Source organism: Methylobacterium sp. XJLW, assembly GCF_003254375.1.
GTDB lineage: Bacteria > Pseudomonadota > Alphaproteobacteria > Rhizobiales > Beijerinckiaceae > Methylobacterium > Methylobacterium fujisawaense.
This window is the reverse complement of the sequence record NZ_CP016429.1, coordinates 1,912,957-1,930,526: the sequence shown is the minus strand read 5'-3', so window position 1 is coordinate 1,930,526 and position 17,570 is coordinate 1,912,957. Positions and strand designations below refer to the sequence as shown.

Below are 17,570 nucleotides of genomic sequence, written 5' to 3'. Positions count from 1 at the left end.
CCGCGACGCGGGCACCGCAGGATGACGGCGCAGCGGGATGCGGGGCATGAGAGGGGGGGGCGACCGCAACCCTGCGGCGATGCGGTCCGGCCCTTGCTTGACCGGACGTGATCGCGAAACAATCCGGGTCTAGCCGGTGAGCCGGTACACAGCGCGGAATTGCCGGCCCGCGGCCGGCCGGCGGAGACCGCATGGGCCTCGTCCTCTACGCCCTCAAGTTCCGGATCACGACCTACGTGCTCGCCGTGCTGATGATGCTCGGCGGCGTCGGCGCGATCCTTGTCACGCCCAAGGACGTGCTGCCGGTCGTCGACATCCCGGTCGTCGTGGTGGTCTGGACCTATACCGGCTTGTCGGCGCCGGAGATGGAACAGCGCATCACGACCTACGCCGAATACGGGATCTCCAATAACGTCAACAGCATCCGACGGATGGAGTCGACGACGCTCCAGGGCACGGCGGTTCAGCGGATCTACTTCGACCCGTCCGTCAGCCTGGATCTCGCCATCGCTCAGGTGGTCTCCTCCACCAACTCGATCCGCGCCGTGATGCCCACCGGCACGCAGCCGCCGGTGATCGTGCGCTACTCCGCCTCCTCGGTGCCGGTGATCCAGCTCGCCCTGACCTCGGCCAAGCAGAGCCTCAACGAGGTCTACGACTACGCCCAGTACCGGATCCGCCAGACCCTCGCGCAGGTCCCGGGCTCGACCCTGCCGTCGCCGTTCGGCGGTGCGCCCCGGCAGATCATGGTCGATCTCGACCTCAATGCCCTCCAGGCGCTCGGCCTGACGCCGCTCGACGTCACCAACGCCATGACGGCCCAGAACCTGACGGTGCCGTCCGGCCTCGCCAAGATTGGCGAGCAGCAATACCCGGTCCAGCTCAACGGCACCCCGCCCTCGATCGAGACCCTGAACCTCGCGCCGATCAAGGTTGTGGCCGGCCAGCCCGTGCTGATGCGCGACGTCGCCTATGTCCGCGACGGCGGCCCGCCGCAGGTCAACGTGGTCAGCGCCGACGGCCAGCAGGCCGTGCTGATGCAGATCATCAAGAACGGCAACGCCTCGACGCTGAACGTCGTCAACAACGTCAAGGCGGCGATGCCGACGATCCGCGCCGCCGCCCCCGACGGCCTGTCGATCAAGCCGCTGTTCGACCAGTCGGTCTTCGTGTCGAACGCCATCGAGGGCGTGCTGCACGAGGCGCTGACCGCCGCGGCCCTGACGGGGCTGGCGATCCTGCTGTTCCTCGGCTCCTGGCGCTCGACCATCATCGTGCTGATCTCGATCCCGCTCTGCGTGATGACCTCGCTCGCGGTGCTGGCGGCGCTCGGCGAGACCATCAACGTGATGACGCTGGGCGGCCTCGCCCTGGCGGTGGGCATCCTGGTGGACGACGCCACGGTGGCGATCGAGAACACCTACCGGCTGTTCGAAGAGGGCGAGGAGTTCCGCGAGAGCGTGGTCCACGGCGCCGCCGGCATCGCCAAGCCGGCGCTGATCTCGACGCTCGCGATCTGCGCGGCCTTCACGGCGGTGTTCGCGCTGACCGACACGCCGAAATACCTGTTCACCCCGCAGGCGCTCGCGGTCGTGTTCGCGATGCTGACCTCCTACCTGCTCTCGCGCACCCTGGTGCCGCTGCTGATCGACGTGATCGTGGCGCCGGAATACCGGCAGAAGCACGCCAAGGACCGGGCGGAGCACGAGGCCCCCCGCCGGGGCCGGATCGCCCGGGCCGCCGGTCTCGTCGGCGCCCCCGTGATGCGGCTCGCCGGCTGGATCCATGGCCACTTCGAGCGCGGCTTCGCGCGGTTCCACCGGGGCTATGTCGGCCTGCTCCACGCGGTGCTGCGCCACCGGATCGTCACCGTCGGCGTCGTCGGCGGCGTGCTCGGGCTGACCGGCGTGCTGTTCGCCTTCGTGGGCCAGGATTACTTCCCGCAGATCGAGGCGAGCCAGATGACCCTGCATCTGCGCACCCGCACCGGCATGCGCATCGAGACCGCCCGGCAGGTCTTCGCCGAGGTCGAGGGTACCGTCCGCGAGGTGATCCCGGCGGATGAGATCGATCAGATCCTGCAGAATCTCGGCCTGCCGTCGAACAACTACAACTTCGCGTTCTCGGACGGCTCGTTCGTCTCCTACAATGACGGGCAGATGCTCATCAGCCTGAAGGAGGGGCACGGCCCGGTGGCCGGCTACATGAAGCGCCTGCGCGACGTGCTGATGAATCGCTTCCCCGACGTGACCGTCTATTTCCAGCCCGCCGACATGATCACCCAGATCCTGAATTTCGGCGTCCTCACGCCGATCGACGTGCAGGTCTCAGGCCGGCACAAGGAGAAGGATCTGGAGGTCGCCCAGCGCATCGTCCAGCGGCTGAAGCACACGAAGGGCCTCGTCGACGTCCACCTGCAACAGATCGTCAACGCGCCGCAATTCTACGTCGACGTCGACCGGCGCCTCGCCTCCGAACTCGGCCTCACCGAGCAGCAGGTGGCGCAGAACATGAACATCTCGCTGTCGGGCAGCTACCAGGTCACGCCGAACTTCTGGCCCGACCCGAAGACCGGCATCCCCTACCAGCTCTGGGTGCAGACGCCCGAATACCGCAACAGCTCACTCACCGACCTGCGCAACACGCCGATATTCGTGCGGGCGGCCGCCACCTCCGGCTCGGGCCCCGGCGTGCTCACCCTGCTCTCGAGCCTCGCCGACATCCGTCGGACGCCGACGCAGACCATGATCAGCCACGTCAACATCCAGCCGACCTTCGACATCTTCGCCTCGGTGCAGGACCGGGACCTCGGCACGGTGGCCCGCGCGATCGACGCCATCGTCCAGGACGAGCAGAAAAACCTGGAGGCGCCGGACAAGATCGTGGTGCGCGGCCAGATCGAGAACATGCGCTCGGCCTTCTTCCGCCTGGAGATCGGCCTCGGCATCGCGCTGATCGCCGTCTACCTCTTGATGGCGGTGAACTATCAGAGCTGGGGCGACCCGTTCGTGGTGATCGCGGCCCTGCCGATGGCGTTCTGCGGCATCACCTTCGCGCTGTTCGTCACCGGCACGACCTTCTCGATCCCGTCGATCTTCGGGGCGATCATGTCGGTGGGCATCGCCTCGGCGAACTCGATCCTGCTCGTCACCTTCGCCAAGGAGCACCGGGAGGCGACGGGCTGCAGCGCCCTGGAGGCGGCGATCACCGCGGGCGAGACCCGGCTCCGGCCGGTGCTGATGACCGCCTCGGCGATGTTTTTGGGCCTGATCCCGATGGCGCTGGGCACCGGCGAGGGCGGCGAGCAGAACGCGGCGCTGGCCCGCGCCGTCATGGGCGGCATCGCCTTCGCGACGCCCGCGACCCTGCTGCTGGTGCCGTTCCTCTACGTGCTGATGCGCGGCGGTCCGGCCCGGCCGGTGCAGGATTACCTGGAGCCGGAGGGGCGACCGGCGGCGGCCTGAGCGCCGGACGCGCGGCTCTCGCCTCCCTCGCGTGGGGAGGCCTTGGAGGTGGGGGTGCAGGCGGCGCCGGGACGCTCGATCCTGCACCTTCCCGAGCCCCACCCCATAAGGAGGAGGGGAAACGGCTCACCCCTCCTTGAACCCGCATTCCGGCGTGTCGTCGGCGTTGCCGTGATACGTCTACGGCAGGAACAGCCTCGGGCCGGCGTGGTGGCGTCGTGCGGTGCCTATCCGATCAGTAGCGCCGCTCCATCCGTCGCTCGTGCCGGTCCATCCTCCGGTCCTGCCGGTTGACCTGCCGGTCCATGCGTCGCTCGTGTCGATCCATCCTGCGATCGTGCCGACGCTCCATGCCGAGGGTCTGCGCCTTGAGGATCAACCCGTCTGCGACGCCGGCCGCCTCGACCGCAGGCCGAGATGTGCCGAAGGGCGCTGCCATCGCACCGCTTCCCAGGCCGAGCGCGAGGGCTGCGGCGACGGAAAACCCCGCCAACTTCAGATGCGACATCGCCCTCTCCCTCGCTTGGTCGTTGCCGTCAGGACCGACCCTCGCAGTCTTGCGGATTTTTCGTGCGCTGCTTGATCGACGGAGACAATCCGAACGGAATGCGGCGCACGCCAGGGCGCGACAGCGCAGTCGGGATCGTCGCGGATCGGAGGCGTCCGGCGGATTGACGGGATCGATCAGGTTCAGGCCCTGACGGACGCCGCGCGCGCCCTGCGGCCTCCGGGGCGACGAGATCCACGCCATCGCTTGCCGGAGCCGCGCTCCGCCCCCTTGCGGGGTGGAGTTGGAGGTGGGGGCGCAGGATCAGGCGGTGCGGTGCCTTCTGCACCGCCCCACCCGTGACCCCTCCCGGCAGGGGGAGGGGATGCGCGCTGCCCTGTCGGAACGGGGTGTCAGACCGAGCGGTGTGGATCCGGTGGTCCGCAGGGGGAGAGGAGCGGCGGGCGTCGGTTCGGAACCGCCACGCCCGGACACCGCTGCGCCGTGCGGACCGCACGAATGTCCTCAGCCCTCCTTGAAGCCGTATTCCGGCGTGTCGTCGTCGTTGCCGTAATACTTGTACGGCAGGAACTTGCCCGACATGGTGAGCTTCACCCGGTCGCCCTTGTTGTTGGCCTCGCGGGCCATGTCCATGTTGAAGTCGATCGCCGACATGATGCCGTCGCCGAACTCCTCCTGGATCAGCTCCTTGAAGGTCGTGCCGTAGACCATCACCAGCTCGTAGAACCGGTAGATCAGCGGGTCGGTGGGCGGCAGCGACGGGATCGAGCCGCGGTAGGGCGGCTCGTTGAGCATCCGCTCCTCCGCCTCGGTGAGGCCGAAGAGTTCGGCCGCCCGCTTGGCCTGGGCCTTCGGCAGCTTCATCTGGCCGAGGCACGCGGCGGTGATCAGGAACGGCGACAGGCCGCCGATCGCCTCGTGGATGTGCTTCCAGGTCCAGCCCTTCTCGCGCTTGATGTCGAGAAGCTTCTCGGTGAGGTCCTCGCGCTTCATGGTCGGCTCCTGGGTTTCAATCTGCGATGGGTTCGGTGAGGCCGCGTCGTCCGCGGCCCCACCCACCCCGATGCGGGGTGCGCGTCCGGATCGCGACCGGTGAGGGGATACGGTCGCGACCGGACGCGGACATCCGCCGATCATCGGCCTGGCCGCTATCGGGAGCGGCGCCGGCCGACGGGCGGACCCCCTCCACGGCGCAAGCGGTATGCCAGCCGCGGAAATTCCGGAATCGCCAGCGCCGGCAGGAGGTTGGCCGGCCAGTGCGAGAATCACGACATCTCGTTGGAAACGAGATATCGTCAGACCATGACGACATATCGTGACACCGGCGAGATGGGCGCGTTCGGAGCAGTCTTCGAGGCGAGCCCGGATCCCCTGCTGGTGCTCCTGCCCGAGGAGGACCGGATCGCCGACGCCAACGCGGCGGCGGCGCGTCTGCTCGGTCACGGGCGTCCGGCGCTGCGGCGGGCCCGGGCCAGCGCGCTGTTTCCGGGCCAGCTCGCGGCCCTCACGGCGTTCACCCAGGCCGTCCTGGCGAAAGGGCATTGGTGGACGCGGACCCTGGCGCCCCGCGACGCGGCGGGCCGCGACCTGCGGGTCGAGACCGTGGCCTTCCCGCTTCCGGGCGAACAGATGCGCCTCGTCGTGGCGCTCGCGGATCCGGACGCCCTCCACCGCCGTCAGGTCGACGGCGAGGCCGAGGCCCATATGCGCGCGGGCCTCTCCGAGTGGCAGCGGATGGAGCGGATCTTCCGCGACATCGAGCGGGGCAACCAGCTGATCCTGCGCGCGGCCGGGGAGGGGATCTACGGTGTCAACGCGGAGGGCGTGACCACCTTCGTCAATCCGGCCGCCGCGCGCATGCTCGGCTGCGAGGCCGCCGACCTCGTCGGCCGGGACATGCATGCCGCCGTGCACCACACCCGCGCCGACGGCAGCCACTACCCCCATCGCGACTGCCCGATCTACGCGGCGTTCCGCGACGGGATCGTGCATCAGGTCGATCACGAGGTCTTCTGGCGCGCCGACGGGACGTCCTTCCCGGTCGAGTACACCTCGACGCCGATCCGCGACCGGGGGCGCCTGCTCGGCGCCGTCATCGTGTTCCGCGACATCAGCCAGCGCCGGGAGGCCGAGGCCCGGCTGACGAGCGCGCTCGCCGAGGTCGACTCCCTTCGGGAGCGCCTCGAGTTGGAGAACGCCTATCTCAAGGAGGAAATCCGGGCCGAGCGCCAGCACCAGGGCATCATCGGCCGCTCCCCCGCCATCGCGGCCACGCTGCGCCAAGTCGACCTCGTGGCCGGAACCGACGCCACGGTGCTGATCACCGGCGAATCCGGCACCGGCAAGGAACTCATCGCCCGGGCGATCCACGAGGCGAGCCGCCGCAGCGCGCGCCCGATGATCCGGGTGAACTGCGCGGCGATCCCCCGCGAGCTGTTCGAGAGCGAGTTCTTCGGCCATGTCAGGGGTAGCTTCACCGGGGCGCTGCGCGACCGGATCGGGCGGTTCGAACTCGCCGATGGCGGCACGCTGTTCCTCGACGAGGTCGGCGAGATCCCCCTCGACCTCCAGGGCAAGCTGCTCCGCGTCCTGCAGGAGCGCTCCTTCGAGCGGGTCGGCGAGGCCCGCACCCGCGCGGTGGACGTGCGCGTGGTCGCGGCCACCAATCGGGACCTGCGCGCCGAGGTCCGGGCGGGCCGCTTCCGGGAGGATCTCTACTTCCGCCTCAACGTCTTCCCGATCCAGGCGCGGCCCCTGCGCGAGCGGCCCGAGGACATCCCGCCGATCGCCCTGCACCTGCTCCGGGTCGCCGCGCGCCGCCTCACCGTCCCGGAGCCGCGGCTCTCGGAGGGCGATGTCCGCCGCCTCTGCCGCTATCCCTGGCCCGGCAACGTCCGCGAGCTGGAGAACGTGATCGAGCGGGCGGTGATCCTCTCCGCCGGGGGCCGGCTCCGCCTCGATCTGCCCGACGGCGAGGCGACCGGGCCCACGGACCCGGCCGCACCGGCCGCGGCGCACGGCGGCCGGCCGGCCACGGAGGCCGAGCGCCGCGCCCGGGATCGCGCCGAGATCGTCGCCGCCCTGTCCCTGGCGGGCGGCCGGGTCTCCGGGCCGGGCGGCGCGGCCGAGCTGCTCGGCCTGCGCCCGACGACGCTCGCCTCGCGGATCAAGGCCCACGGGATCCCGCGCGGCTGATCCGGCAGGTCCTTGATCCGATCTTAAGATCGCTGTGCCAGGGCTCGCTCCGGCCTTCCCCGTCGACGTCGCAGCGCCCCGGCCGATGCAGGATCTCTCCGAGCCCGTCACCCTCCCGGCCGGCGCCGTCCTGTTCGAGGAGGGGGCGATCGGGCACTCTGCCTACCTGATCCTGAGCGGGCGCATCGCGATCTTCCAGCGGCGCGACGGCGGCGAGTCGGTGCTCGGCCGGCGGGGGGCCGGCGAGCTCTTCGGCGAGATGGCCATCCTCGACGCCCTCCCGCGCTCCGCCGGCGTCCGCGCCGAGGAGGACTGCGTGCTCGTGCCCGTGGGGGCGGCGCAGATCCGCCAGCGGCTCGCCGGCGCCGATCCGATCCTGCGCCTCTGCCTCGAGGGGCTCATCGCCCGGTTCCGGGAGACCCTGCCGCGCCTCGGACCGGCGGTGGCGGGGAGCCGGCCGGCGGCGCTGTCGCCGGCCGCCCGAGCCGATTTCGACGCGACTGTCGCCGCCCTCGCGCAGGAGCGCGCCTTGCGGCGGGCCCTGGCCCAGGACGAGTTCGCGCTGTTCCTGCAGCCGATCGTGCGGCTCGCCACCGGGCGGCTCGCCGGCTTCGAGGCCCTGATCCGCTGGCACGATCCCGAGCGCGGGCTCGTGCCGCCCGCGGCCTTCATCCCGGCCGCCGAAGCGAGCGGCCTGATCGTCGCCATCACCGCCTGGGTGATCGGCGAGATCGGCCGGATCGTGCCCCCGATCCTGCAGGCCGGCCTGCAGGCCCCCGCCTCCGTCGAAACCTCCCTGTTCGTCAGCTTCAACGTCACCGCCCAGGACCTCGCCCGGTCGGACATTCCGGGCCTGATCGACGCGATGCTGCGCCGGACCGGTATCGCCCCCGGGGCCCTCAAGCTCGAGATCACCGAGAGCACGCTGATGCAGGATCCGGCCGGCGCCGCCGCCGCCCTCGCGCGCTGCCGCGCGGCCGGCCTCGGCATCGCGGTGGACGATTTCGGCACGGGCTATTCCTCGCTCAGTCATCTCAGCGCCCTGCCGATCACCACGCTGAAGGTCGACCGGGCCTTCGTCCGGGCGATGCTGGCGGAGCCGCGCGATCGCCGGATCGTCCAGACCATCCTGCGGCTCGCCGAGGAGATCGGGGTCGCGGCGGTCGCGGAGGGCATCGAGGGCCGCGCCGAGGCGGAGGCCCTGGCGGCGATGGGCTGCGCCCTGGGCCAGGGCTACCATTTCGGTCGTCCGATGCCGCAGGCCGATGCCTTTGCGGCGGCGGCTGCCTGGGATGCCCTGCGCTGGCGGTGCGGGCCGGCCGAATTGGCCGATTCCGGGCGGCAGGGGGGCCACGGCGCCCAGATCTGAGGGAGTCCGGGCCTCGGCGGCGACGTTTGCCGCCTCCGCGAGCGTGGTTTCGATGCACCGGGCCGGCGGGAAGCGCGCGGCTCCGGGCGGAAACGCTTGCATCCGGTGCGTGTTTTCGGACCATGCGTCTTCGGGTCTCGGAGGCGGGCTTTGGGCGGAGACGAGCGGGACGGGCAGATGGCCGATGGGGCGGCAGGCGCATCCGCGCGGCCGGTGCCCTGGGAATTCGTGCTGCCGGACGAGACGGCCACGGAGGATCTCGGCCTGTTCCTCTCCGAGTTTCTGCTCCCCGGCGACGTCGTCGCCCTGTCGGGTGGCCTCGGCGGCGGCAAGACCACGCTCGCCCGCGCGGTGATCCGCGAACTCGCCGGCGACGCGCAGCTGGAGGTTCCGAGCCCGACCTTCACGCTGATCCAGCCCTATGCGGCCCGGGATGGTCGGCCGATCATCCATGCCGACCTCTACCGGCTGCGCGACCCCGACGAATTGGTGGAACTCGGCTTCGACGAGATGGCCGAGGGCGCGATCACCCTGGTCGAGTGGCCGGACCGGATGCCGCCCCGCGACGGTCCGGTGCTGACCGTCGACCTGTCCCTGCGGGCGGAGTTCGGCCCCGAGGCGCGGCTCGCCCGGATCGACGGCACCGGCGGCATGCGCGCCCGCCTCGATCGGGCCCGGGCGGTGCGCCGCCTCCTCGACCGCAGCGGGTGGGACATCGCCGAGCGGACGCTGATGCAGGGGGACGCCTCCTCCCGCGCCTACGAGCGTCTGACCAAGCCCGACGGCACCCGCGCCGTGCTGATGATCGCGCCGCCTCGGCCGGACGGGCCCCCGGTGCGGGACGGCAAGCCCTACAGCGCGATCGTGCACCTCGCCGAGAGCGTCCACGCCTTCGTGGCCCTGGACCGCGGCCTGCGGGCGCTCGGCCTCTCGGCGCCCAAAATCTACGGCGAGGACCTCGCCGAGGGCCTGCTGATCCTCGAGGATCTCGGCAGCGAGCCGGTGATCGAGGGGGGCGCCCCGCGGCCCGAGCGCTACGCCGAGGCCGTGCGCGTGCTCGCCAAGCTCCACGCCAACCCGCTCCCCTCGGCCCTGCCGGTGGAGGACGGGATCGAGCACGTGCTGCCGCCCTATGACATGGAGGCGCTGCTGTTCGAGGCGGAACTGATGCCCGAATGGTACGCGCCGGCGATCCGGAACGTCCGCCTGACGGCGGAGGCGCGGGCGGCGTTCGTCGACCTGTGGCGGGAGGCGCTTCAGGGCGCGATCCCGGACCGGCCGACCTGGACCCTGCGCGACTATCACTCCCCGAACCTGATCTGGCTGCCCGAGCGCGACGGGCTGGAGCGGGTCGGGCTGATCGACTTCCAGGACGCCGTGATGGGCCACCCGGCCTACGACGTCGCGTCGCTGCTGCAGGATGCCCGGGTCGATTCCAGCGCCGAGTTCGAGCTGCGGCTGCTCGGCCTCTACGCCCGCGAGCGCCGCGGCCGGGACCCGGCCTTCGATGTCGGGGCCTTCGCCACCGCCTACGCGCTGCTTGCGGCCCAGCGGGCCACAAAGATCCTCGGCATCTTCGCGCGCCTGGACCGGCGCGACGGCAAGCCCGGTTATCTCGCCCATCTGCCGCGGATCGAGGGTTATCTCGCCCGCAACCTCGCCCATCCGGCGCTCGCCGGACTGCGGGCGTGGCACGCGGATCATCTGCCGGGCCTCGTCGCTCCGGCTCCCGAACCCTGACCATCGGATTCCCGACCGCATGAGCGAGCCCGCCCCCGCCGTCAGCCGCGCCTTCGTCCTGGCCGCGGGCCTGGGCAAGCGCATGCGGCCGGTGACCGCCACGGTGCCGAAGCCCCTGGTGGAGGTCGCCGGCAAGGCTCTGCTCGATCACGCCCTGGACCGGGTCGCCGAGGCCGGAATCGGGACCGCGGTCGTCAACGTCCACTATCTCGCCGACCTGATCGAGGGGCATCTTGCGGGCCGGACCGAGGGGCCGGCCACGCTCGTGTCCGACGAGCGTGGAGCGTTGCTGGAGACGGGCGGTGGCATCCGCAAGGCCTTGCCGCTCCTGGGCGCGGGGCCGTTCGTGGTGCTGAACTCGGATTCGTTCTGGCTCGAGGGGCCGGCCTCCAACCTGCGCCGGTTGATCGAGAGCTGGGATGGGGACCGCATGGATGGCCTGTTGCTGGTGGCCCCCACCGCCACCAGCCTCGGCTACGAAGGGGCCGGTGACTTCGTGATGGACCCGGACGGGCGCCTGGAGCGGCGCGGCGAGCGTGAGGTGGCGCCCTTCATCTACGCGGGCGTGGCGATCCTCACGCCGAGCCTGTTCGCGGACACGCCGACGGGCGCCTTCTCCCTCAACCTGCTGTTCGACCGGGCGATCGCGGCGGGGCGGCTTTTCGGGATGCGGCTCGACGGCCAGTGGCTGCATGTCGGAACGCCCGAGGCGATCCGGGCCGCCGAGGAGCGCGTGCGGGCGAGCGCGCGGACTCCGTAGGTCCGGGGGAGCGAGGTGGGACGCATGGGCCGCGCAAGTCGTTGTCCAAAGTGTCTTGCCAAGCCGGATCCGAGCCTCTAGAAGCCCCTTCACACCGGCGGGCCAAGACCCCGCCGCCGTGTCAGGCGCCCGTAGCTCAGCTGGATAGAGCACCAGACTACGAATCTGGGGGTCAGAGGTTCGAATCCTTTCGGGCGCGCCATCACCTAGCTAAGTCTCAATACATTCCCGAACGCACCGGGTTAACGCTGTGGGTAACAGTGGAACCACTCGGTAACGGCGGACGCCTGCACCGGATGCGCGAGCGGCGTTCGTGAGGTCGGGACATGATCCGGCAAAGCTCGCTTGCTACTGCCGAGCTTGTCGGTGGCCTAAGCCCCCACTGACCTTCCACGCTCGCCTCGCCACACCTCCGACCGTAGCGGGCGGGCGTGGATGCCAGGGAGATCGCGAAATGCGACTCCTCCTTTGGCCGCTGGCTTGCCCTCGTTCTGAAGCGAGAGTCCGTCGATCAGGGGACGGACGATGAAGAAGAGCCGGTTCAGCGAAGCGCAGAGCATCGGATCCTGAAGGAGCAGCAGGCCGGATTGCCGGTTGTTGAGGTCTGCCGCCGTCGCGGCATCGGCGACGCGACGTTCTACACGTGGTGCTCGCGCTGGGGCGGCACGGAGGTCTCGGATGCGCGCCGGCTGAAGGCGCTCGACGAGGAGAGCCGTAAGCGCAAGACGCTCCTGGTCGAGGCGAGGCTCGACGTGGCCACGCTGCGCGAGGCTCTGGAGAAAACCTTCTGACGTCCAGTGCACGCAGCAGAGCGGCTTCGTCGAGGCCCTCAACGGCCGCTTGCGCGACGCGTGGTTGAGCGAGCAGCTGTTCCGGAGCCTGCCGGCGGCTCGGACCATGGCCGAGGTGTGGCGGGCAGACTGCAACACCTGCCGCCCTCACACGAGCTTCGGCGGGCTCAACCCCGAACGCATCTGCAACCCGGTCCGAGCACGACCAGAACCGGAACGGGCTCTGGTTATGAACGAGGGCAAACAGGGGGCAAGGTCCCCCATCAGGAAGCGATCAAACTCCGCAGCCCTCGAACGTCGGTGAGGTTTTCAAGGTCGTTGAGACGCGTGATCAGCGCGTCGGCGCGCGGCACACCGAGCACCGGCGTGATGAGGTCGCGCACCTTCGCGTTCACCCGCTCCGTATTCAGGGGGTTCTCCTTGGTCCCGGGCGGAAACTTCGTGAAATGTTCCAGCCTCCTCCCGTCGGTGAGGGTCACCTCGACCCGCGCGCTGCGCGGGGCCTCCCGCGTCATCAGGCCGGGATCGCCCACCACCTCCACCTTCTCGCGTGCGGACCGAATCGAAGGATTCTGCATCAGGCTCGCATCATGGCTGTCCGTGAAGGAGACGGCTCCTCTCACAAGCGCCAGGGCGACGAGATGCTGGCAGTTCACATCCGGCATGGCGCTGTGCCCGACGATGCCAACCGCGTCGGTCGGCAGGTGCACGACGATCCGCTGCACATCTGCGGCGCGCAGGCCGTGGCGCTCGCGCAAGGTCAGGATTGCATCGAGGGGCGACTGGATCGGATACCCGACCGAGAAGGTCTTGATCGCGGTTTCCGAGATGAAATACCGGCTTCCGAGCCCATCCAGCATCGCTTCGGGCTTGGGGTCGGTCGAGAGCGCGATGAACAGATTGTGCGTGCCGTCGAGGACGTCGGCGACGCCAGTCAGGCCGGCCTGGACCATCGTGACCGCGGTGACGCCGTTGCGGGCGCCCATCCCGGCGAAGTCGAAGGCCTTCTCGATATGGTCCTCGTCCTTGACCCAGCTCCAGAGCCCGGAGACCTGCTGGGCCGCATAGGAGAGCGCGAAGCGCGTGCGCCGCTCGTCGAGGCGGGCGAGCGCGGCCGCTGCGCCCAGGGCCCCGAAGGTGGAACTCGTTCCCTCGGCGCTCCGGTGGGAGCCCCGGACGAGATCCGGCCCGAGCGCCAGGAGGAGACGGCAGCACAGATCGTAGCCGAGAACGACGGCGCGGATCATGTCCTGACCCGAGCGGCCCTCCTTCTCAGCCATCGCGAGAGCCGCCGGCACGGTGGCCGAGCCGGGATGCGCTTTGGTGACAGGCTCGAAATCGTCCGTCTCGTCGGCATGGGCGCACATGGCGTTGGCGAGGGCCGCGTTGATCGCGGTGGTGCGCAGATCCGAGGCCACGACGGTGGCCTGATCGATGCCGCCGAGGCTGCGGACATAGGCCGTCGCCATCTCGCCTGGCCGCATGCGAGCGCCGGAGATCATGGCGCCGAACGTGTCGAGGATGCGGTGCTTGCAGGCCAGCACGACATCCGGCGGAAGCGGCCTGTCGCGTGCCTCGACCATGTAGCGGGCGAGCCGTCCGGTGATCTCCGCCCCGGCCGGGGCCGCCCGGGCCGGCACGGCGGCGGTGGCGAGGAGGCCGCCCGCCGCCTGCAGAATCCTTCTCCGGCTCGTTCCGCGTGCCGCGGTGTCCTGGGCCATGCCGTGCTGCTCCCTGAGCCCTGCCGTGGGCAGCGTGGCCCTCATGCGTCGGTTCGAGCGAGATGGGGCGTCACGGCGTGACCGTCTGCCCGGCCGGGCGCAACGGGGCGCGGGTCCCGGGCGCCCGGGTCACCGTGCAGATCCGCGCCGGCGGTCTCCGGGAGAAGAAGGGTCGCGCAGAAGGCGACGCCGTAGGCGCAGAGGGCGCAGGCGCCCATCGCGGTGCCGAGCGGCAGGCTGGCCGCCAGGATGCCGACCGTGGCGGGCACCACCGAGCCGAACCCGCGTCCGCCACCGAGGCAAAAGCCCTGGCCGCTCGCCCGGATCGACGTGGGGAACAGCTCCGCGAAGGTCGGCAGCATGCCGGCGGCCAGGGCGCCCTGGAACGCGCCCAGGAAGAAGCTCAGCACGATCGTGGTGCCGAGGCCGATCGGCGCGAGCAGGAGGATCGCGACGTTGCCCGATTGCAGGACGAGGAACGTCATGAAGGCGGGACGGCGGCCGATCCGGTCCGACAGCCAGCCGTAGAGCAGCGGGCCGACGAGGGAGCCCAGGATGTTCATCGCGAGATAGCCGGTGCTCGACTTGATCGAGAGGCCGAGGGCCGTCCGCAGATAGGTCGGCAGCCACGTGATCATCACGTAGGCGCCCCCGAAGATGCCGGTGGACATCACCGCTGCCGCGAAGGTGCGGCGCAGATGCCGGCCCGTGAAGATCGTCCAGACCGGCGGCGACACCGCGCCGTCGGATTGCGCGGCCTTTGCCTGCATGTAGATGCCGGATTCCGGCACGAGCCGGCGGATGAAGAAGACGAGGCCGGCCGGCACGATGCCGAGGGCGAAGAACACCCTCCAGCCCATCTCCTCCGAGAAGAGCGCGGCGATGACCGGCAGAAGGCTGACCGAGATCGCGTAGCCGACCGCGTAGCTGCTCTGGACAGAGGCCGCGACCCGGCCCCGAAGGCCTGGCCTGATGACCTCACTGATCAGCACCCCGCCAACGGCCGCCTCGCCGCCATAGCCGACGCCCTGCAGGAACCGGACGGCGGCGAGCGACCAGAAATCGCTCATGAACGCGGCGAGGCAGGTGAAGCCGGCTACCATCAGGATGGTGAGCTGGAGAATCCGGACCCGGCCGATTCGGTCGGCCAGGATGCCGGCGGCCCAGCCGCCGACCGCGGCGCCCGCGAGGGAGGCAGTGGCGAGGTAGCCGGCCTCGGCCTGCGTGAGGCCGAGCGTTGCGATGAGGGCCGGAATGACGAGCGCGTAGATCGTCGTGTCCATGGCATCGAGGCCGAAGCCCGCGAAGCAGGCCCAGTAGGTTCGCCGCTCCGTATCGTCGAGGTCGTGGTACCAGCCGAGCTTCATCATGGTGCGTTTCCTCCTGGCACGACGGATCGTGCCCTGCGCCGCCTCTTTCGGGCGGTCTGCCGGGCGCCCGGGTACGGGGGCGTCAGTCCTGCGGATCGTCGACGTATTCCAGGCCGGCGGCCGCGAGGGTCTCGCGCATCCGGTAGAGGTCGAGGCCGAGTTCGCCCGCGGCGAGGCGGGCGCGCTTCGCCTCCTCGTTGGCGGTCCGGGCGTCGGCCTTCTCCGCCACCGCGGCCGCGTCGGCGCAAGGCACGACCACGACGCCGTCGTCGTCCGCCACGATCGCATCGCCCGGCCGGACCAGGGCGCCGGCGCAGACCACCGGGACGTTCACGCTGCCGAGGGTCGCCTTCACGGTGCCCCTGGCCGAGATCGCGCGCGACCAGACCGGGAAGCCCATCTGCTTGAGGGTCCGCACGTCGCGGCAGCCCGCGTCGATGACGAGGCCGATCCCGCCGCGGGCCTTCAGCGAGGTGGCGAGGAGATCGCCGAACATGCCGTCGGTGTTGTCGGTGGTGCAGGCGACGACGAGGACATCCCCCGGCCGGCACTGCTCGATGGCGACGTGCAGCATCCAGTTGTCGCCGGGCTGGGCGAGCACCGTGACGGCCCTGCCGGCGATGGCAGCACCTTCCCAGATCGGACGCATGTACGGCTTCAGCAGGCCCGTGCGTCCCTGGGCCTCGTGCACGGTGGAGACGCCATGCCCGGCGAGCCGCTGCGCCACCTCGGGCGCGAGGCGCGGAATGTTGCGGACGACGACGTTCCTCATGACAGCACCTCCGCCGCCATCGGGAAGAGCCGCTGGTAGGCCTCGCCGTACGTCATCGCCGTGCCGGAGTTCCGGCCGCCCTGGACGCCGCGGTTGAGGGCGACGCGCTCGTAATAGTCCCAAAGGTGGCGCTGGGCGGCGAGCACCCGGAAGGCCCGCTGCTTCGTCGCCCAGACGGAATCGATGTTGAGGATCACCTGGGGCTTGAAGTTGCACTGCTCGGGCTGGTGCGGCTCGAACAGGAAGACCGGCGGCGCGCTGTAGCGGCGCTCGTGGTCCGGCTTATGGCCGGCGGCCTGTGCGATGACCCGCGCTTCCTGGGCGAGATGGGCGGCGACTGGATGGTCGAAGTTGTAGGGATCCTCCAGCGCGTGCGTCAGCACGAAGGCCGGATTCAACTCGCGGTAGACATCAACCAAGCGGTCGAGCTCGGCCTCGCCCACGCGCAGGGGATAATCGCCGACGTCGAAGAACTCGATTTCGGCGCCGAGGATCGCGGCGGCCTCCTCCGCCTCGGCACGCCGCTGCGCCTTCACATCGTCGAGGCGCACGCCGGCCGACTTCCAGGCCCACTGGCTCTCGCCGCGCTCACCGTAAGAGAGGCAAACGATCTTGAGGCGGTAGCCCTTCGCTGCGTGGAGCGCGATGGCCCCGCCTGCTCGCCAGACGAAATCGCCGGGGTGGGCGGTCACCACGAGACCTGACTTGGGAACTGACGTCATGGCCGTCGGTGTCCTCCCTCATTCCAGCGGCGAGGCAGGACCTGCGCGCTGTCTTCAGGATCGATGACTAGTAAACGCCCATGTATGAGACAAATGAAATGATTGCAGTTTTTATTGCATAAAATCGATAAATGGGTGCGATCCCACGGCCCGCCGTCCCCGCTCAGACCGTCTGAAAATACTCGCGGAAGATCCGCGCCAGACGTTCGGCCGGCGACGACAGCGTGTGGCCGCGGCGAGTGACGATGCCGATCGTGCGCGAGATGCTGGGCCCTCGCAGCGGCACGGCGACGAGGTCGCTGCCGGGTGACGTCTGGAAGGCAAGGCGCGGGACCACGGTGATGCCGAGGCCGCCGAGCACGAGGCCGATCGCCGTGGCGACGCGGTGAACCTCGTATGTCCAGCCCATCTCGGCATAGCGCCCGCCGAGCCCGGCCGCGATGAGCAGGTTGTTGCCGGTCTGCTCGCCGATCTTGACCAAGCGCTCGTCGCGCAGATCGCTCCATGTAACCGCTTTTTCCCCCGCGAACCGATGACCGGCACGACAGACGAGCACGAAGGGCTCCTGATGGATCGGAGCGATGTCGAGGTCGTAGTGCTGGGCGGACATGATGGTAACGCCGAACTCCGCCTCGCCCGCCCGCACGCGCTCCACGATGGCAGTCGCCGAATGGTCCAGAATGCGTACGAGCACCCCTGGGTCGCGCTGGCCGAAGCGCTGCAGGATGAGGGGCAGGTGAGAACTCGCGATGGTTGGCAGGCACCCGATGCGGACGAGGTCCTGGCTCTCGCGCCCCTGCGCGCGCAGCTTTCCGAAGATCTGGGACAGCTCCTCGACGATGCGCTGAGCGCTCGGCAGCAGGTCGACACCGGCGGGGGTCAAGGTGACCTGGCGCGTCGTGCGGGCGACGAGCTTCACCCCGAGTTCGTCCTCCAGCTTCTTGAGGCGATGGCTCAAGGCGGCCTGGGACAGGTTGAGACTGGCCGCCGCTCGGTTGAAGCTTCCCCAGTTGGCGATGCTGAGAAAGGCTTGGAGCCCCAGGAAGTCCACGCGCTCCATCGTGCCCTACGTCCCACGCGCGACCGCGCTGTCCATCGTGCGGAGTGACATGCTTGCGGCTCGGCGAGAAGCTGCCCCTGTCCGCACGCTCGGGACCG

Annotated in this window: 12 protein-coding genes, 1 tRNA gene and 2 pseudogenes; 7 read left to right on the top strand and 8 right to left on the bottom strand. The window is 70.1% G+C overall.

What is annotated here, in order from left to right; genetic code table 11:
- The first annotated feature begins 191 nt into the window (after nt 1-191).
- Complete coding sequence (locus A3862_RS08915) at nt 192-3,464, top strand: efflux RND transporter permease subunit (RefSeq protein WP_111473526.1); 3,273 nt, start codon at nt 192-194, stop codon at nt 3,462-3,464.
- Between the two features lie 235 nt (nt 3,465-3,699).
- On the opposite strand, the gene A3862_RS08910 is transcribed toward A3862_RS08915, so the two are convergent.
- A complete protein-coding gene (locus A3862_RS08910) occupies nt 3,700-3,972 on the bottom strand; it encodes a hypothetical protein (RefSeq protein WP_043354893.1) in 273 nt (90 codons plus the stop codon).
- A gap of 504 nt (nt 3,973-4,476) precedes the next feature.
- On the bottom strand, nt 4,477-4,965 hold the full coding sequence (cynS, locus tag A3862_RS08905) for a cyanase (RefSeq protein WP_051044981.1): 489 nt from the start codon (nt 4,963-4,965) through the stop codon (nt 4,477-4,479).
- A gap of 336 nt (nt 4,966-5,301) precedes the next feature.
- On the opposite strand from cynS, the gene A3862_RS08900 reads away from it, so the two are divergent.
- The 6 genes and pseudogenes from A3862_RS08900 (at nt 5,302) to A3862_RS08875 (ending at nt 12,060) form a co-directional block, all read left to right on the top strand.
- The gene (locus A3862_RS08900) at nt 5,302-7,167 is read left to right on the top strand and encodes a sigma-54 interaction domain-containing protein (protein WP_111474323.1); all 1,866 of its coding nucleotides are present in this window, start codon (nt 5,302-5,304) and stop codon (nt 7,165-7,167) included.
- Nucleotides 7,168-7,201: 34 nt separating this feature from the next.
- Nucleotides 7,202-8,536, top strand: a complete 1,335-nt coding sequence (locus A3862_RS08895; RefSeq protein WP_236961885.1) for an EAL domain-containing protein — start codon at nt 7,202-7,204, stop codon at nt 8,534-8,536.
- Nucleotides 8,537-8,713: 177 nt separating this feature from the next.
- The gene (gene tsaE, locus A3862_RS08890) at nt 8,714-10,276 is read left to right on the top strand and encodes a tRNA (adenosine(37)-N6)-threonylcarbamoyltransferase complex ATPase subunit type 1 TsaE (RefSeq protein WP_236961877.1); all 1,563 of its coding nucleotides are present in this window, start codon (nt 8,714-8,716) and stop codon (nt 10,274-10,276) included.
- A gap of 19 nt (nt 10,277-10,295) precedes the next feature.
- Nucleotides 10,296-11,036 (top strand): nucleotidyltransferase family protein, encoded by a 741-nt coding sequence (locus tag A3862_RS08885; RefSeq protein ID WP_043379300.1) that lies wholly within the window; start codon nt 10,296-10,298, stop codon nt 11,034-11,036.
- A gap of 125 nt (nt 11,037-11,161) precedes the next feature.
- Nucleotides 11,162-11,238, top strand: a tRNA-Arg gene (locus A3862_RS08880).
- A 323-nt stretch (nt 11,239-11,561) separates the two neighbouring features.
- Nucleotides 11,562-12,060: pseudogene (locus A3862_RS08875) on the top strand (transposase).
- A gap of 30 nt (nt 12,061-12,090) precedes the next feature.
- On the opposite strand, the gene A3862_RS08870 reads toward A3862_RS08875, so the two are convergent.
- From A3862_RS08870 to A3862_RS32595, 6 genes and pseudogenes are all read right to left on the bottom strand, one after another.
- Nucleotides 12,091-13,548 carry an MmgE/PrpD family protein gene (locus A3862_RS08870; RefSeq protein WP_111473524.1) on the bottom strand — a complete coding sequence of 486 codons (1,458 nt, stop codon included), beginning with the start codon at nt 13,546-13,548 and terminating at the stop codon, nt 12,091-12,093.
- A gap of 41 nt (nt 13,549-13,589) precedes the next feature.
- On the bottom strand, nt 13,590-14,918 hold the full coding sequence (locus tag A3862_RS08865; RefSeq protein WP_236961874.1) for an MFS transporter: 1,329 nt from the start codon (nt 14,916-14,918) through the stop codon (nt 13,590-13,592).
- Between the two features lie 82 nt (nt 14,919-15,000).
- Complete coding sequence (locus A3862_RS08860) at nt 15,001-15,690, bottom strand: 4-carboxy-4-hydroxy-2-oxoadipate aldolase/oxaloacetate decarboxylase (RefSeq protein ID WP_043379263.1); 690 nt, start codon at nt 15,688-15,690, stop codon at nt 15,001-15,003.
- Nucleotides 15,687-16,412, bottom strand: a complete 726-nt coding sequence (locus A3862_RS08855) for a PIG-L deacetylase family protein (protein ID WP_043759770.1) — start codon at nt 16,410-16,412, stop codon at nt 15,687-15,689. Before A3862_RS08855 ends, A3862_RS08860 begins: the two co-directional genes overlap by 4 nt.
- A 163-nt stretch (nt 16,413-16,575) precedes the next feature.
- Nucleotides 16,576-17,331: a LysR substrate-binding domain-containing protein gene (locus A3862_RS08850; RefSeq protein ID WP_236962064.1), complete on the bottom strand. Its 756-nt coding sequence runs from the start codon at nt 17,329-17,331 to the stop codon at nt 16,576-16,578.
- Nucleotides 17,332-17,340: 9 nt separating this feature from the next.
- Nucleotides 17,341-17,472, bottom strand: a pseudogene (locus A3862_RS32595) (helix-turn-helix domain-containing protein); the annotation flags it as partial.
- Nucleotides 17,473-17,570: the final 98 nt, after the last annotated feature.

What these genes read in the sequence shown, in the direction of transcription:
- A3862_RS08915 (WP_111473526.1), top strand. Translation starts at nt 192, where the DNA reads ATGGGCCTCGTCCTCTACGCCCTCAAGTTCCGGATCACGACCTACGTG.
- A3862_RS08910 (WP_043354893.1), bottom strand. Translation starts at nt 3,972, where the DNA reads ATGTCGCATCTGAAGTTGGCGGGGTTTTCCGTCGCCGCAGCCCTCGCG.
- cynS (WP_051044981.1), bottom strand. Translation starts at nt 4,965, where the DNA reads ATGAAGCGCGAGGACCTCACCGAGAAGCTTCTCGACATCAAGCGCGAG.
- A3862_RS08900 (WP_111474323.1), top strand. Translation starts at nt 5,302, where the DNA reads ATGGGCGCGTTCGGAGCAGTCTTCGAGGCGAGCCCGGATCCCCTGCTG.
- tsaE (WP_236961877.1), top strand. Translation starts at nt 8,714, where the DNA reads ATGGCCGATGGGGCGGCAGGCGCATCCGCGCGGCCGGTGCCCTGGGAA.
- A3862_RS08885 (WP_043379300.1), top strand. Translation starts at nt 10,296, where the DNA reads ATGAGCGAGCCCGCCCCCGCCGTCAGCCGCGCCTTCGTCCTGGCCGCG.
- A3862_RS08870 (WP_111473524.1), bottom strand. Translation starts at nt 13,548, where the DNA reads ATGGCCCAGGACACCGCGGCACGCGGAACGAGCCGGAGAAGGATTCTG.
- A3862_RS08865 (WP_236961874.1), bottom strand. Translation starts at nt 14,918, where the DNA reads ATGATGAAGCTCGGCTGGTACCACGACCTCGACGATACGGAGCGGCGA.
- A3862_RS08860 (WP_043379263.1), bottom strand. Translation starts at nt 15,690, where the DNA reads ATGAGGAACGTCGTCGTCCGCAACATTCCGCGCCTCGCGCCCGAGGTG.
- A3862_RS08855 (WP_043759770.1), bottom strand. Translation starts at nt 16,412, where the DNA reads ATGACGTCAGTTCCCAAGTCAGGTCTCGTGGTGACCGCCCACCCCGGC.